Origin of the sequence: Streptomyces ziwulingensis (assembly GCF_039542605.1) — a bacterium.
Taxonomy (GTDB): domain Bacteria; phylum Actinomycetota; class Actinomycetes; order Streptomycetales; family Streptomycetaceae; genus Streptomyces; species Streptomyces ziwulingensis.
The window spans coordinates 66,798-80,340 of the sequence record NZ_BAABIG010000010.1 but is presented as its reverse complement, the minus strand read 5'-3'; the positions used below and the strand labels follow the sequence as shown (position 1 = coordinate 80,340).

Sequence of the window (13,543 nt, the reverse complement as noted above, 5' to 3'; positions counted from 1 at the left end):
CTCCTGAGGTCGGGAGGGGAAGGGTAGACCGTACCGGTGACGGGAGAGGAACGTCCCGCGGACGGCCGGAGGTTCCTGCCGGTCCACGCCCCGGCAAACCCGGAGGCGGCGCCGGTGCGTCCCCGAGGACAATGGGCCTCGTGCGCTACCGGATATTCGGCACCACCCAGGTACTTGGCCCCGACGGCAGCCCCGTCCCCGTCGGCGGGGCGCGGCTGCGCGCGCTGCTGACCGTGCTCGCGCTGCGGGCCGGCCGGACCGTGCCGGCCGGTCTGCTGGTCGAGGAGGTGTGGGACGGCGATCCGCCCGCCGACGCCCCGGCCGCGCTCCAGGCCCTGGTCGGCCGGTTGCGCCGGACGCTCGGCGCGGCCGCGGTGGTCTCCGCCGACGGCGGCTACCGGCTCGCCGCCGCCCCCGACGACATCGACCTGCACCGCTTCGAGCGGCTCGCCGACGAGGGGCTGCGCGCGCTCGCCGACGGCGACGCGGAGAAGGCGGCGGCCGTGCTCGAAGACGCCCTCGCCCTGTGGCAGGACCCGGTCCTCGCCGACCTGCCCGACCGCACCGCCGAGGCGGCCCGCCGCCAGGCCCGCCGGCTGGACGTCCTGCGGGCCCGGCACACCGCCGCCCTCGACCTCGGACACGCCGACGAGGCCCTGCCCGCGCTGACCGCGCTGTGCGACGGCCACCCGCTGGACGAGCCCCTCCAGGCGCTGCGGCTGCGCGCCCTGCGCGACACCGGCCGCACCGCGGAGGCGCTCGCCGCCTACGAGGAGCTGCGCCGGCTGCTCGCCGACCGGCTCGGCGCCGACCCGGGCCCCCGCCTGCGCGCACTCCACGCCGAGCTGCTCCGCCCGCAGGAACGGTACGAGCCCGACACCACCGCCACCCGGCCCGCCGCCCCGCCCCGGACCCGCCCCGCCGCCCCGCCCCGGCCGGACTCCGGTGCGGGCGGGTCCGAGCCGGGGCCGGGGATCGCCCCCGGGTTCGGCGGCGATGGCCCCCCTCCGGGGCGGAGGGCCGCCCCGGCCCCCCGGAACGGCGTGGCGTCCCGACCGTCCCCGGCCGCAGGGGGTGTCCCCCCGGACCCGGACGCCACCCCCGGTACCGCCCGTCCCGGTACCACCCGTCCCGGTACCGCCCGTCCCCGTACCCCCCGCCCCCGTGGCAACCTCCGGGCCCGCCTGACCTCCTTCGTCGGACGTGATCGCGACATCGAGGCGCTCGGTGCCGACCTGGCCGCCGCCCGGCTCGTCACGCTGCTGGGTCCCGGCGGGGCCGGCAAGACCCGGCTCTCGCAGGAGGCCGCCGAGGCCGCCGGGGAGGTGGCCCGGGACGGCGTGTGGCTCGCCGAACTCGCCCCCGTGGACGACCCGGCCGCCGTGCCCGAGGCGGTGCTCACCGCCGTCGGCGCCCGCGAGACCGTGCTGTACGGCGCGGGCGCCGAGGAGCTGCGGGTCGCCGCCGACCGCCCGGACACCGCCGTGGACCGCCTGGTCGAACACCTGGGACGGCGCCGCCTGCTGCTCGTCCTCGACAACTGCGAGCACCTCGTGGACGCCGCCGCCCGCCTCGCCGAGGAACTCCTCGCCCGCTGCCCCGGCCTGACCGTCCTCGCCACCAGCCGGGAACCCCTCGGCGTACCGGGGGAGCTGCTGCGACCGCTGGAGCCGCTCACCGAGACCGCCGCGCTGCAACTCCTCGCCGACCGGGGCACCGCCGCCCGCCCCGGCTTCCGGGTCGAGGACGACCCGGAGGTGTGCGCCGAGATCTGCCGCCGCCTCGACGGCCTCCCGCTGGCCATCGAACTCGCCGCCGCCCGGCTGCGCATGATGACGCCCCGGCAGATCGCCGACCGCCTGGACGACCGCTTCCGCCTGCTCACCTCCGGCAGCCGTACCGTCCTGCCCCGCCAGCAGACGCTCCGCGCGGTCGTCGACTGGTCCTGGGACCTGCTGGACGAGCCGGAGCGCGAGGTGCTGGGCCGCCTGTCGGTGTTCGCCGGCGGCTGCGACCTGGACGCCGCCGAAGCGGTCTGCGGACCCGCCGCGCTGGAGGCACTCGGCTCCCTGGTCGACAAGTCGCTGGTGGTGGCCGCGCCCTCCGGGGCCGGCGAGATGCGCTACCGGCTGCTGGAGACCGTCGCCGAGTACGCGGGGGAGCGGCTGGACCAGACGGGCCGCCGCGCCGACGCCGAGCGCGCGCATCTGACGTACTACCGCGAACTCGTCCGCCGCACCGACCCGCTGCTGCGCGGCCCCGGCCAGCTCCAGGCCGTCGAACTGTTCCAACGGGAGTACGAGAACGTGCGCAGCGCGCTGCGGCACGCCGTCGCCACCCGCGACGAACAGGAGGCGCTCTGCCTGGTGCTCTCGCTGGTCTGGTACTGGCAGGTGCGGGACTTGCGCATCGAGGCCCGCACCTGGTGCGACGAGGTCATGGCGCTCGGCCCCGACCCGTTCACGGAGCCGGTCCGCCCCGCCGCCCCGGTCTGGGAGCGGTGCACGAGCAGCCCGCCCCCGATGACCGGCGAGGTCCTCGCCGAGGCCCGGCGCGGGGTGCACCTGGCCCATCTCGCCTGCATGGACACCGAGCTGGACTCCTGGCAGCACCCCCGGGCCCAGACCAAGCTGCGGGTGATCGCGAGCACCTACGAACCGGGGCTGCCGCAGACCTGCCGCAGCCCCGGCCTGATCTGGTTCTACGCGGTGCTGCTCACCGGTGACGTGGAGCGGCTGCGCGAGATCATGGACGCCTCGGTCCGCACCTGCCGGGAGACCCCCGGCTTCGAGTGGGAGCTGGCCGGGTCCCTCCAGATGCGGGCCAACCTGCTGGCCAACCGGGCCGGCTGGGCGGGCGACGCGGGGCGCGACGCGGACGAGTCACTGGAGATCTACCGGCGGCTCGGCGACGACTGGGGTGTCGCCGAGGCGCTCTCCGCCCGCGCCGAGGCCCGCGAGCGCGTCGGCGACCACACGGGCGCCGCCGCCGACTACGAGCGGGCCGGGGAGTACGCCCGGCGGCTCGGCGCCCACGCCCAGGTGGACGTCCTCGACGCCCGCCGGGGCAGCGCGCTGCTGGAGGCAGGCCGGGGCGAGGAGGGCGAACGCCTCCTGCGCGAGGTCATCGACCGCTCCTCCGGAGTGGTGCACAACGGCGCCATGCCCGCCGCCCGCCTCTTCCTCGCCGGACAGCTCGGCGCCACCGGCCGCACCGCCGAGGCGCGCGAGCAACTCCGATTGCTGCGCGAGGAGTTCGTCATCTCCAGCTTCGTCGTCTTCGACGCCTTCATCGTGGGCGCGGAGTCCTGGGTGGACTCCCTGGAGGGCCGGTACGACGAGGCCCTGGACAAGATCCGGCGGGCGCTGGAACGGTCGCGGGACCCGCTGTCGGTGACGATCGCGCCGCAGATGCGCCCCGGCTATCTGGTGATCGCCGCGCTGCCGCTGGCCGGCGCCGACGGCGGACGCCGGGCCCGGGACGCCGCCCGCTGTCTCGGGGCCGCCGCCGCGCTGATGCCGGCCGACCACGTCGAGAACGGCATGGAGCGGGCCGCGCGGCTGCGGGCCGTCGAGCACACCCGGGCCGCGCTGTCCGAGGCGGAGTACCAGGCCGCGTACGCCGAGGGCGGCGGCCTCTCGCTGGAGCAGGCCACCGCCCTGGTCTGACCGGAGCGGACCGGTCAGCTCTTCGTACGGAACTTGTGGATGGCGACCGGTGCCATCACCGCCGTGATCGCCGCCGACCAGGCCAGGGTGATCCACAGGTCGTGGGCGACGGGGCCGCCCACCATCAGCCCGCGCGCCGCGTCCGCGAGCGTGGAGAGCGGGTTGTAGTCGGTGAACGCCTGCAGCCAGCCCGGCATCGACTGTGTCGGCGCGAAGATCGACGAGCCGAACTGGAGCGGGAAGAGCACCAGGGAGCCCATCGCCTGCACGGACTGCGCGTTCTTCAGCACCACGCCCAGGGTGAGGAACACCCACATGATCGAGGAGGCGAAGGCCGCGGAGAGGCCCACGGCCGCGAACAGCCCGGCCCAGTGCACGATGTCGAAACCCACCAGCACGGCGACGATCATCAGCACGGTGGTCGCGAAGAGCATCCGGATCAGTTCGACCGAGATCTTCGCGAACAGCACCGAGCCGCGGCCGATCGGCAGCGACCGGAAGCGGTCCATGACACCGGAGTTGAAGTCCTGGCTGAACCCGGTGCCGACGCCCTGGGAGAGCGTCATGCTCATCATCGCGATCATGCCGGGGATCACGTACTGGACGTAGCCGTCCTGCCCGCCGCCCAGCGCCTGCCCGATCGAGCCGCCGAAGACGTACACGAAGAGCAGGGTGAAGACGACCGGCATCAGCAGGGCGTCGAACATCGACTCCGGGTCCTGCTTGATCCACAGCAGGTTGCGGCGGACCAGCGCGCTGGTGTGGCGCACGTGCGCGCGCGGCGAGATCCGGGCGTCGGGCGTGAGCGCGGTGGGGACGGCGGGGACGGTGGTGGCGCTCATACGGCGACCTCCTGACGGTCGTCGACGGGCGCGGTGTCCTGCGGGGCACTGGCGCGGTGGCCGGTGAGGGAGAGGAAGACCTCGTCCAGGCTGGGCAGTTCGGTGGTGATGGAGGCGAGCGTGATCTCGCGCGAGGTGACCGCGCGGACCACGGCGGTGAGCTGCTCGTCGCTGAGGATCGGCACCAGTACGGCGCCGCGCTCGACGTCCACCGTGGTGGCGGCGAGCCCGGTGATGCCCAGCCCGTCCAGGAAACCGGCCAGCGGGCGCAGCCGCAGCGGGTCGGCCGGACGGACCCGCAGGGTGCGGCCGCCGACCTTGGCCTTCAGCTCCTCGATGCGGCCGCCCGCGATGACCTGCCCGCGGTCCACGACGGTCAGCTCGGAGGCGAGCTGCTCGGCCTCCTCCATGTACTGGGTGGTCAGCAGGACCGTCACGCCGTCCCCGACCATGGCCTTGACCTCGGTCCACACCTCGTTGCGGGTGCGCGGGTCCAGGCCGGTGGTCGGTTCGTCCAGGAAGAGCACCTGGGGGCGGCCGATCATCGAGGCGGCGAGGTCGAGGCGGCGCCGCATGCCGCCCGAGTAGGTGCCGGCCGACCGCTTGGCGGCCTCGGTGAGCGAGAACCGCTCCAGCAGTTCGTCGGCCCGCCTGCGCGCGTCCTTGCGGGGCAGGTCGAGCAGCCGCCCGATCATGTACAGGTTCTCCCAGCCGGGGAGCTTCTCGTCCACCGAGGCGTACTGCCCGGTGAGTCCGATCACCCGGCGCAACTGACGGGGCTGGCGCACGACGTCGTAGCCGGCCACGATCCCCTGGCCCGAGTCCGGGGCGAGCAGGGTGGACAGGATGCGGACGAGCGTGGTCTTCCCGGCACCGTTCGGCCCGAGCACACCCATCACGGTGCCCTCGCGCACGTCGAGGTCGACCCCGTCCAGCGCCTTGGTCTCGCCGTAGTGCTTGACCAGCCCCCGTACCGAGACGGCGGGGCGCTCGCCGTCGGGGCGGTTGTCGATTCGCTTCATGCCGCCGACGGTGCCAGCCGCCACCGACAGACCGCCTACAGCCCACCGACAGCCGCCGGTACGCACCGACAGTCCACCGACACGCCCGGACCCCGCCGACGGGGGAAGATCGGCGGGGCCGGCGTCGTACCGCGATGGCTCTTACCGCGTTGGCTCTTCCGGGACGGAACCCGCCCCGCGGCCCCGTCAGTGGACGGAGTTCTCCTCCTGCGGGAACGTTCCGCCGACGACGTCCTCGGCGAACGACTTCGCCGCGTCGCCGATGACCTGGCGCAGGTCGGCGTACTTCTTCACGAACTTCGGCACCCGGCCGCCGGTCAGCCCGAGCATGTCGGTCCAGACCAGCACCTGCGCGTCCGTCTCCGGACCCGCGCCGATGCCGACGGTCGGGATGTGCAGCGTCCGTGTCACCTCGGCGGCCAGTTCGGCCGGGACCAGTTCGAGGACGACCGCGAAGGCGCCCGCGTCCTGCACCGCCTTGGCGTCGCGCAGCAACTGCTGGGCGGCCTCCTCGCCGCGGCCCTGCACCCGGTAGCCCATGGCGTTGACCGACTGCGGGGTGAGGCCGATGTGCGCCATCACCGGGATGCCGGACTCCACCAGCAGCTCGATCTGCCGGTGCGAACGCTCGCCGCCCTCCAGCTTCACCGCCCCGACCCCGGCCTCCTTCACCAGCCGGGTCGCCGAGCGCAGCGCCTGCACCGGGCTCTCCTGGTAGGTCCCGAAGGGCAGGTCGCCGACGATCAGGGCGCGGCCGGTGCCGCGTACCACCGCCGACGCGAGCATGGTCATCTCGTCGAGGGTGACGGGCACGGTGGTGTCGTACCCGAGGTGGCAGTTGCCGGCCGAGTCACCGACCAGCATCACCGGGATGCCGGCCTCGTCGAACACGGACGCGGTCATCGCGTCGTACGCGGTGAGCATGGGCCACTTCTCGCCGCGTTCCTTGGCGGCGGTGATGTCCCGGACCGTGAGGCGGCGGGAGCTCTTGCCCCCGTACAGCGCCTTGCCGGCGTCGGAGGGGGTGCTCTGTGCGGCCCGCGCGCCGGGGGCAGCCGAAAGCTGCGTCATGGCAACGGCTCCTTCATGTCATCTCGAGGCGCCCTGACGGCGTCCCCGGATCCCCTCCATGGTGGCATCTCGTGCCGACGAGGGCCAGAGTGCCCCGTGACCGGAGTGCGGGCGGAGATCTCCACACCTGTGGCCAATGTGCTTGTTCCGTCACAGAGTCCGCCCCGCGCGCCCGCCGGCGGAACCCCCGGGCGTCACTTCTTCGTCACTGTGCCCGTACGGCCGTCATGGGACGGTGGAACGGAACCGATCATCCCCTAGGGTTCGTGGGGGCGACGGTGTGCACGGCAGGTTGTGAGGCGACGGTATGGCGCAGCAGGCGTACGCGACGGAGACGGACGACGGCGGCTCGGATCCCGGGCGCCGAGAGAACCGGCTCCGGCGCCTGGCCTCGCGGCTCGTCTCCGGGTGGCGGGGCGACCGGCGGATCTGGCGCCGGGGGATCGTCACCGCCGCGGTGGCCCTGCTGTCGGCCGCGGTCATGGCGGCGCACTCGCACATCCCCAACGTCATCGGCAACCTCGGCTCCCTCCTGGAGACCTTCCTGCCCTGGCTCGGCCTGCTGATCCCGGTCCTGCTCGTCGTCGCGCTCGTCCGCAGGTCCGCGACGGCCCTGATCGCGCTGCTGGTCCCCGCGGTCGTCTGGCTGAACCTCTTCGGCGGTCTGCTCACCACCAAGTCGGCGCCCGGCGGCGGCCTCACGGTGGTCACCCACAACGTCAACGCCGACAACGCCGACCCGGCCGGCACCGCCCGGTCCGTCGTCGCGTCCGGCGCGGACGTGGTGGCGCTGGAGGAACTGAAGGCGACCGCCGTGCCGACGTACGAGAAGGCGATGGGCTCCGTCTACCGGCACCACGCGGTGGTGGGCACGGTCGGACTGTGGAGCAAGTCCCCGATGAGCGGTGTGCGGGCCGTCGACATCAAACTGGGCTGGAAGCGCGCGATGCGCGCCACCGTCACCACCCCGGCCGGGCCGGTCGCGGTCTACGTCGCCCACCTGCCCTCGGTCCGGGTCAAGCTGGAGGCCGGGTTCACCGCCCGGCAGCGGGACAAGAGCGCCGACGCGCTGGGGGAGGCCATCGCCGACGAGCCGGTCGCCAGGGTGGTCCTGCTCGGCGACCTGAACGGCACCATGAACGACCGCGCGCTCACCGCCGTCACCGCGCAGATGCGCTCCACCCAGGGCGCGGCGGGCGACGGCTTCGGCTTCAGTTGGCCGGCGTCCTTCCCGCTGGCCCGCATCGACCAGATCCTGGTGCGCGGCGTCGAGCCGGAGAGCAGTTGGACGCTCCCGGCGACCAGCAGCGACCACCTGCCGGTCGCGGCCCGTGTGAAGGTCGACACATCCGCGTCCTGAACGCCCAGCTCATCCGCTTTCCGACCGGTACGCGACCGGTGACCGACCGGTATCCGCAACCCGCGCGTCACCTCGCGGAATACTCACCCTGAGAGACTTTGTTCCGTACGGGAACATACGCAGTCCCCTTCTCCTGTCTCCCGTTCCCCCGTCCCCCCGCTCCCCGTACGGACATCCGCTCTCGAAAGGCGACCCTCTTCATGCCCCTGGCCCTGCTCGCCCTCGCCGTGGGCGCCTTCGGCATCGGCACCACCGAGTTCGTGATGATGGGCCTGCTGCCCGACGTCGCGGACGACCTCGGCCTCTCGATCCCGTCCGCCGGACACCTCGTCTCGGCGTACGCGCTCGGCGTCGTCATCGGCGCCCCGCTGCTCGCCGCGGTCACCGCCCGCCGGTCCCGCCGTACCGTCCTCATCGGCCTGATGGTGCTCTTCGTGGTCGGCAACGCCCTGTCGGCCCTCGCCCCCGGCGAGCACCTGCTGCTCGCCGCCCGCTTCCTCAGCGGCCTGCCGCACGGCGCCTTCTTCGGCGTCGGCGCGGTCGTCGCCACCGGCATGGTGGCGCCGGAACGCCGGGCCCGCTCCGTCTCCCTGATGTTCCTCGGCCTGACCGTCGCCAACATCATCGGCGTGCCCGCGGCCACCGCCATGGGCCAGCAGATGGGCTGGCGGGCGACGTTCCTCGCGGTGAGCGCGATCGGCGTGGCGGCGATAGCGGCGCTGGCCTTCCTCATCCCGCGCGACCACGCGCCGGCCGCCACCACCGGCCTGCGCGGCGAACTGGCGGCCCTGAAGTCCGTCCCGGTCTGGCTGGCGCTCGGCACCACGGTGGCCGGCTTCGGCGCCCTGTTCTCGGCCTACAGCTACATCACCCCGATGCTCACCGACGCCGCCGGCTACGGCGAGGCCAGCGTGACGCTGCTGCTGGCCCTGTTCGGCGTCGGCGCCACGGCCGGCAACCTGCTCGGCGGACGCCTGGCCGACCACTCCCTGCGGGCCACCCTCTTCGGCGGCCTCGCCTCGCTCGTCCTGGTCCTCGCCCTCTTCCCGCTCCTGATGCGTACGCCGGTCACGGCGGCGCTGGCGGTCGCCCTGCTCGGCATGGCCGCCTTCGTCACCGGCTCCCCGCTTCAGCTCATGGTCATGGAGAAGGCGTCGGCGGCCCCGTCGCTGGCCTCCTCCGCCAACCAGGCCGCGTTCAACCTGGCCAACGCCGGCGGCGCCTGGATCGGCGGCCTCACCCTGGCGGCGGGCCTCGGCACCACGTCCCCGGCCCTCGCGGGCTCGGCGCTTGCCGTCCTCGGACTGGCGGTCGCGGGGGCGGCGTACCTGGTCGACCGGCGCGGGGCCGTGCCGGTGGCCGCCGGCGGCCGGGAACGGGTGGTCGCGGGGCATGTCCCGGAACAGGCGGAGGCGGAGGCGGTACGGGGCTGAGGGCCGCCGCCGGCGGTCACGGCGCCTGGGCGGTCTTCCGTTCGGTGTCGGCTCGGTGCTGTGACCCACTTCTCGCGGGAGACGCCGCTTGGGGCGGTGCTGCCCGACAGACCGATCCATCCCGGCGAGAGGCGATGCGTGACGCCTCCGTCATCGTGGCCCGAGACGCGGGCGGCATGGTCGCCGTCCTGGCCGCCGAGTTCCCCCGGCACGGCGGCGCGTACGTGTTCCTGCCCGGAGGACGTCGGGAAGACGGCGAGACACCCGAAGAGTGCGCGCGGCGCGAGCTGCACGAGGAGGCCGGCGTCACCGCCCGAGCCTGGCAGCCCCTCGGCTCGTACGCCCTCACCCTGGACTCCACCGCCCGCATCCACTTGTTCCTGGCCGAAGGTCTCACCCGTGGCCCGCAGCAGCTCACGCCCGGCGAGGAGGGGTTCACGCTCATGTGGTGGCCGATGCCGGCCGCGATCCGGGCCGCGGCCGAGGGGCGCTTCCTGCTTCAAGGTGGTCCACTGGCGCTGCTGCCGGCCCAGCAGGTCATCACCGTCCGAGCGGAGTCGATCCCGGCGTCTGCCCCGAGCCGATCGCCGCGACACGGGCCCCGGAGGACTGACGAGAGCCCCGCCGGTCCGGACGTGGACCGGCGGGGCCCTGGTGACCGTACGCGCGTCAGACCAACTCGACGAACCCCGCCCAAGCCCCACGCGACATCGCGAGGACGGGCCCGGTGACGTCTTTGGAGTCCCGGACGTGTACGGCGGCCGTAGTGGTGGCGACCTCTACACAGTCGCCGCCCTCGGCTCCGCTGTGGCTGCTCTTGAACCAGGTGAGGGCGGACACGGTGGCGGGGGACTCGGTGTTCTTCATAGCGATCCCAGCACTCCTTCGATGAACTCCGTTGAATCCTGCGGAGTGAGAGCCTGCGATCGGATGATCCCATAGCGTGCGGCCGAGAGAGCAGCGCGCTTCGGGTCGGTTTCGAGGGCACTGGTCCCCTGCGCCTCGGCGTACACGAACTTCTTGCCGTCTTCGCGCGTGACGACAGTGAACGGCCCGTCCACGCCCGCACTCTCCACGCAGCCGAGCGGCATGACCTGGATCTCGACGTTCCGTTTCTGGCCGAACAGCAGGATCTGCTCCAACTGCCCCCGCAACACGGGCTTTCCGCCGTAAGGGCGTCGCAGTACCGACTCGTCCATCACGAAGCTGAGAAGTGGTACGGGACGTCGGTCGAGGATGTCCTGACGAGCCTGCCGCGCGGCTACTCGCTGCTCGATGATTTCCGGGTCCAACGGGGGACGTCGCATCCCCAACAGCGCCCTCATGTACTCCTCGGTCTGAAGCAGCCCCTTGACCACGAGTGTGTCGTAGGAGAGCAGCTCAATGGCTTCTTTCTCCAAGGCCGCCATCCCCTGGAAGAACCCCGGATACTGAGCCCGCTCCATCTCCTCCTTCCAGTTGCTCAACAGCCCGTCCGCGCCCACCACCTCATCCGCCCGGTCGATCGTCCGGGGCGACGGAATCCTCCGCCCCTGCTCGTACGACGCCACCGTCGACGCCGAGTACCCGATCCGTTTCCCGAACTCCTCGCGGTCCAGGCCGGCCCGCAGCCGCAACGTCTTCAGGTTCTTGCCGAACGCGCAGACCACGCCCTTCCCGGCCTCGCCTTCCGGCCGCCGCCCGGACCCGTCGTCGCTCTCCCGACCCTCCGCCTGGCCCACGACCGCCCGGCCACCGCCCCCGCCCGGCAGGTCATCCGCCCCCGCGCCCGCGTCTTCACCAGTACGTTCCGTCATGTCGACCACCGCCTCCTCCGCCCAACGCCCGGCACGAGGCGGCGTCACGCCGCGCGGCTCGTACCTGCGTCCGCACCGCGCGTACAGGTACTTGACGTCGGTGCGTCACCGCTGGTCACGCTACGCGATCGACGGAACTGTGATCGGCGAGATGGCCAAACTCGACAACCCCACCCACACGACTGAACGGCGCGAAGAACATCGCCTCCGGCCGTCACCGCAATGCGCGTGACGTCTGCCGACTGGGACAGCGTCTCGGTGTTCGTGAGTTGTTCTCCGACGGCGGCTCCCTGGCCGCTCGGGGGGGGCGACCAGGTCCGGCGCATGCGGTCTCGGCGTTTTCTCAATCCGAGAACGGGAGTTGACGCCTCAGATGGTCGGCGTGTCGTCAACAACCGGCTTGTGGACCTCAATGGCCGGCTTCCACCCCGTGGAGAACTCGATGAAGTCCGCACGGGTGGGGTAGGTGTCGATCGCGCGGCGGTCACGCTTGGGGCTGTCGCCCCCCTTGCGGCCCCGGGGAACCTGCTCCTCGAAGATGTCGACCTTCACGTCGGGAACCTCCTTGAGGCCCTGGCGCCAGATCTGCACGATGTCGGCGCCGAACGCCTGCCGGGCCGCGGCGTAAAGGGCCGTGAGGGCCCCCTTGTCCCCACCGGGCACGAAAAGTGCCAGGTCCAGCACGACACCGGCGGACTGGAGGACCTCGATGGTCGCCGAGCCGTTTTCGTCGGCCACGTAGATTCCGGCTTCGTTCTCGTCGTCCGGAAGACAGGAGACCTCTTCCTGGAATACGGTCCTCGCCGTGATCGCGCCGCCCTCGAAATCCTCACCGGACTTGGTCAGAAAAGCAGGGACATAGCAGTCGGGAAGCTTGAGTTCTGCCGTGTCGGCGGAAACGAAGACCCTGTCCTTCACGCCGAGCTTCGTCACCTCTTCCAGCGAGAGGCGGCGAGCGGCGATCTTCTCCGTGTTCACGATTTCCCTTTCAGGTTGCACTGTCCCTGCGAACAAGGACGCTACCACGAAACCCTGAGGTCAACTGCCCAGTAATACCTGGGTAAATGGCCTCCGGTGACCTGCGCGGGAGGATGCGGAAGTGGGTGCCACTCGGCCGGGAACACGCATCCGTCAGACAGTGTCCCCCGTTATGGTGCGGGGCTTCAACTGGCGGTTGCATTTCGGTGCTTTGGGTGGCGCGGAGGAGCTAAAAGAGAGTTTACGGTAGATATCGCCCATGTTTGCCTGGTCTGCCGGCACGTGATCTCTGGTCCCCCTTGCCGACAAACGGCTCGGACCGCATCCGGAAGGGTCCGGGAGTGATCCTCCGGATCTGCTGGAACGCCTCGCGCGGGTCCCGGACCCGCAGGATCCGCGCGGGGGACTCTCTCCCTTCGCGCCGTCCTCGCCGGCGAGCCGTTCCGCGGCGTGTTGACAGCTTTGGTTAATGACATTAGCTTTTGGCTAACGGAATTAGCCGGAGCTGGGAGAAGCCATGACCGAGTACCTTGCCGTCGACGGCGGCACGCTCGCCTACGAGGTGGCGGGCGCAGGCCCGCTCATCGTCCTCGCCCACGGCATCGGCGACAGCCGCGCCGCCTACCGCGCGATGCTCCCGGCCCTGGTGGCGGCGGGCCACCGGGTCGCCGCGGTCGACCTGCGCGGCTGCGGCGAGTCCAGCGTCGACTGGCCGGCCTGGAGCCGCACCGACCTCGCCGGCGACCTGCTCGCCCTCGTCCGTCACCTGGGCGGCCCGGCCGTCCTCGTCGGCCACTCCATCTCCGGCGGCGCCGCCACCATCGCCGCCGCCCGCGAACCCGCGCTGATCAGCGCCGTGGTCGAACTGGCCCCGTTCACCCGCGAGCAGACGGTCCGCCTCGGCGACCTGCGGGTGAGCCGCTTCCGGCGGGGCATGGTGCGACTGCTCGGCGCGGGCGTCCTCGGCAGCCGGGCGCTCTGGCGCTCATACCTCGACGCGGCCTACCCCGGCGTGAAGCCGGCCGACTGGACCGAACGGCTCGGCCGCGTCGACGCCCTGCTGCGCGAGCCGGGCCGGATGAAAGCCCTGCGGGGCATGGCCCGCAGCGCCCCCACCGACGCCGGTGCGCGGCTCGGCGACGTACGCTGCCCGGTCCTGGTGGTGATGGGCACCCTCGACCCCGACTGGGCCGACCCGCGGGCCGAGGGAGCGGCGGTGGTCGACGCGCTGCCGGACGGGCTCGGCCGGCTGGAGATGATCGAGGGCGCGGGGCACTACCCGCACGACCAGTACCCCGACCAGGTGGTCCCGCTGGTCCTCGCCTTCCTCCGCGCGGACGCCGACCGTGCCTAGGGCGGGCCTGGACCCGGCG

At 72.6% G+C, this 13,543-nt stretch carries 11 protein-coding genes and 1 pseudogene; 6 read left to right on the top strand and 6 right to left on the bottom strand.

Going from position 1 to position 13,543, the window contains the following annotated elements; translation table 11 throughout:
• The first annotated feature begins 131 nt into the window (after positions 1-131).
• On the top strand, positions 132-3,668 hold the full coding sequence (locus tag ABEB00_RS05330) for an AfsR/SARP family transcriptional regulator (protein WP_345617727.1): 3,537 nt from the start codon (positions 132-134) through the stop codon (positions 3,666-3,668).
• Positions 3,669-3,682: 14 nt separating this feature from the next.
• Here the strand turns inward: ABEB00_RS05330 and ABEB00_RS05325 are convergent, their stop codons facing one another.
• The 3 genes from ABEB00_RS05325 to panB all read right to left on the bottom strand — a co-directional run bounded on the left by ABEB00_RS05325 (position 3,683) and on the right by panB (position 6,603).
• Positions 3,683-4,510, bottom strand: a complete 828-nt coding sequence (locus tag ABEB00_RS05325) for an ABC transporter permease (RefSeq protein ID WP_345617726.1) — start codon at positions 4,508-4,510, stop codon at positions 3,683-3,685.
• On the bottom strand, positions 4,507-5,532 hold the full coding sequence (locus ABEB00_RS05320) for an ATP-binding cassette domain-containing protein (protein WP_345617725.1): 1,026 nt from the start codon (positions 5,530-5,532) through the stop codon (positions 4,507-4,509). Before ABEB00_RS05320 ends, ABEB00_RS05325 begins: the two co-directional genes overlap by 4 nt.
• 186 nt (positions 5,533-5,718) lie before the next feature.
• Positions 5,719-6,603: a 3-methyl-2-oxobutanoate hydroxymethyltransferase gene (panB, locus tag ABEB00_RS05315; RefSeq protein WP_345617724.1), complete on the bottom strand. Its 885-nt coding sequence runs from the start codon at positions 6,601-6,603 to the stop codon at positions 5,719-5,721.
• A gap of 408 nt (positions 6,604-7,011) precedes the next feature.
• Here panB and ABEB00_RS05310 point away from each other — a divergent pair.
• From ABEB00_RS05310 to ABEB00_RS05300, 3 genes and pseudogenes are all read left to right on the top strand, one after another.
• Positions 7,012-7,963: pseudogene (locus tag ABEB00_RS05310) on the top strand (endonuclease/exonuclease/phosphatase family protein).
• Positions 7,964-8,163: 200 nt separating this feature from the next.
• Complete coding sequence (locus ABEB00_RS05305) at positions 8,164-9,396, top strand: MFS transporter (RefSeq protein WP_345617722.1); 1,233 nt, start codon at positions 8,164-8,166, stop codon at positions 9,394-9,396.
• A gap of 134 nt (positions 9,397-9,530) precedes the next feature.
• Positions 9,531-10,127, top strand: coding sequence for an NUDIX hydrolase (locus tag ABEB00_RS05300; protein WP_345617721.1), 597 nt, complete (start codon positions 9,531-9,533; stop codon positions 10,125-10,127).
• Here ABEB00_RS05300 and ABEB00_RS05295 read toward each other — a convergent pair.
• Both ABEB00_RS05295 and ABEB00_RS05290 read right to left on the bottom strand, forming a co-directional pair.
• A complete protein-coding gene (locus tag ABEB00_RS05295) occupies positions 10,066-10,263 on the bottom strand; it encodes a DUF397 domain-containing protein (RefSeq protein WP_345617720.1) in 198 nt (65 codons plus the stop codon). The two genes, ABEB00_RS05300 and ABEB00_RS05295, sit on opposite strands and share 62 nt — an antisense overlap.
• Positions 10,260-11,192: a helix-turn-helix domain-containing protein gene (locus tag ABEB00_RS05290; protein ID WP_345617719.1), complete on the bottom strand. Its 933-nt coding sequence runs from the start codon at positions 11,190-11,192 to the stop codon at positions 10,260-10,262. The genes ABEB00_RS05295 and ABEB00_RS05290 overlap by 4 nt, the downstream gene beginning before the upstream one ends.
• Here ABEB00_RS05290 and ABEB00_RS05285 point away from each other — a divergent pair.
• On the top strand, positions 11,191-11,424 hold the full coding sequence (locus ABEB00_RS05285) for a hypothetical protein (RefSeq protein WP_345617718.1): 234 nt from the start codon (positions 11,191-11,193) through the stop codon (positions 11,422-11,424). The two genes, ABEB00_RS05290 and ABEB00_RS05285, sit on opposite strands and share 2 nt — an antisense overlap.
• A gap of 137 nt (positions 11,425-11,561) precedes the next feature.
• On the opposite strand, the gene ABEB00_RS05280 is transcribed toward ABEB00_RS05285, so the two are convergent.
• The gene (locus tag ABEB00_RS05280) at positions 11,562-12,170 is read right to left on the bottom strand and encodes a hypothetical protein (protein ID WP_345617717.1); all 609 of its coding nucleotides are present in this window, start codon (positions 12,168-12,170) and stop codon (positions 11,562-11,564) included.
• A 517-nt stretch (positions 12,171-12,687) separates the two neighbouring features.
• Between ABEB00_RS05280 and ABEB00_RS05275 the strand changes: the two genes are divergently transcribed.
• A complete protein-coding gene (locus ABEB00_RS05275) occupies positions 12,688-13,524 on the top strand; it encodes an alpha/beta fold hydrolase (protein WP_345617716.1) in 837 nt (278 codons plus the stop codon).
• The last annotated feature ends 19 nt before the right edge of the window (positions 13,525-13,543 follow it).

Coding starts and splice junctions, on each gene's coding strand:
- ABEB00_RS05295 (WP_345617720.1), bottom strand. CDS start 10,263: ATGAAGAACACCGAGTCCCCCGCCACCGTGTCCGCCCTCACCTGGTTC.
- ABEB00_RS05290 (WP_345617719.1), bottom strand. CDS start 11,192: ATGACGGAACGTACTGGTGAAGACGCGGGCGCGGGGGCGGATGACCTG.
- ABEB00_RS05275 (WP_345617716.1), top strand. CDS start 12,688: ATGACCGAGTACCTTGCCGTCGACGGCGGCACGCTCGCCTACGAGGTG.
- panB (WP_345617724.1), bottom strand. CDS start 6,603: ATGACGCAGCTTTCGGCTGCCCCCGGCGCGCGGGCCGCACAGAGCACC.
- ABEB00_RS05305 (WP_345617722.1), top strand. CDS start 8,164: ATGCCCCTGGCCCTGCTCGCCCTCGCCGTGGGCGCCTTCGGCATCGGC.
- ABEB00_RS05330 (WP_345617727.1), top strand. CDS start 132: ATGGGCCTCGTGCGCTACCGGATATTCGGCACCACCCAGGTACTTGGC.
- ABEB00_RS05325 (WP_345617726.1), bottom strand. CDS start 4,510: ATGAGCGCCACCACCGTCCCCGCCGTCCCCACCGCGCTCACGCCCGAC.
- ABEB00_RS05300 (WP_345617721.1), top strand. CDS start 9,531: ATGCGTGACGCCTCCGTCATCGTGGCCCGAGACGCGGGCGGCATGGTC.
- ABEB00_RS05320 (WP_345617725.1), bottom strand. CDS start 5,532: ATGAAGCGAATCGACAACCGCCCCGACGGCGAGCGCCCCGCCGTCTCG.
- ABEB00_RS05285 (WP_345617718.1), top strand. CDS start 11,191: ATGTCGACCACCGCCTCCTCCGCCCAACGCCCGGCACGAGGCGGCGTC.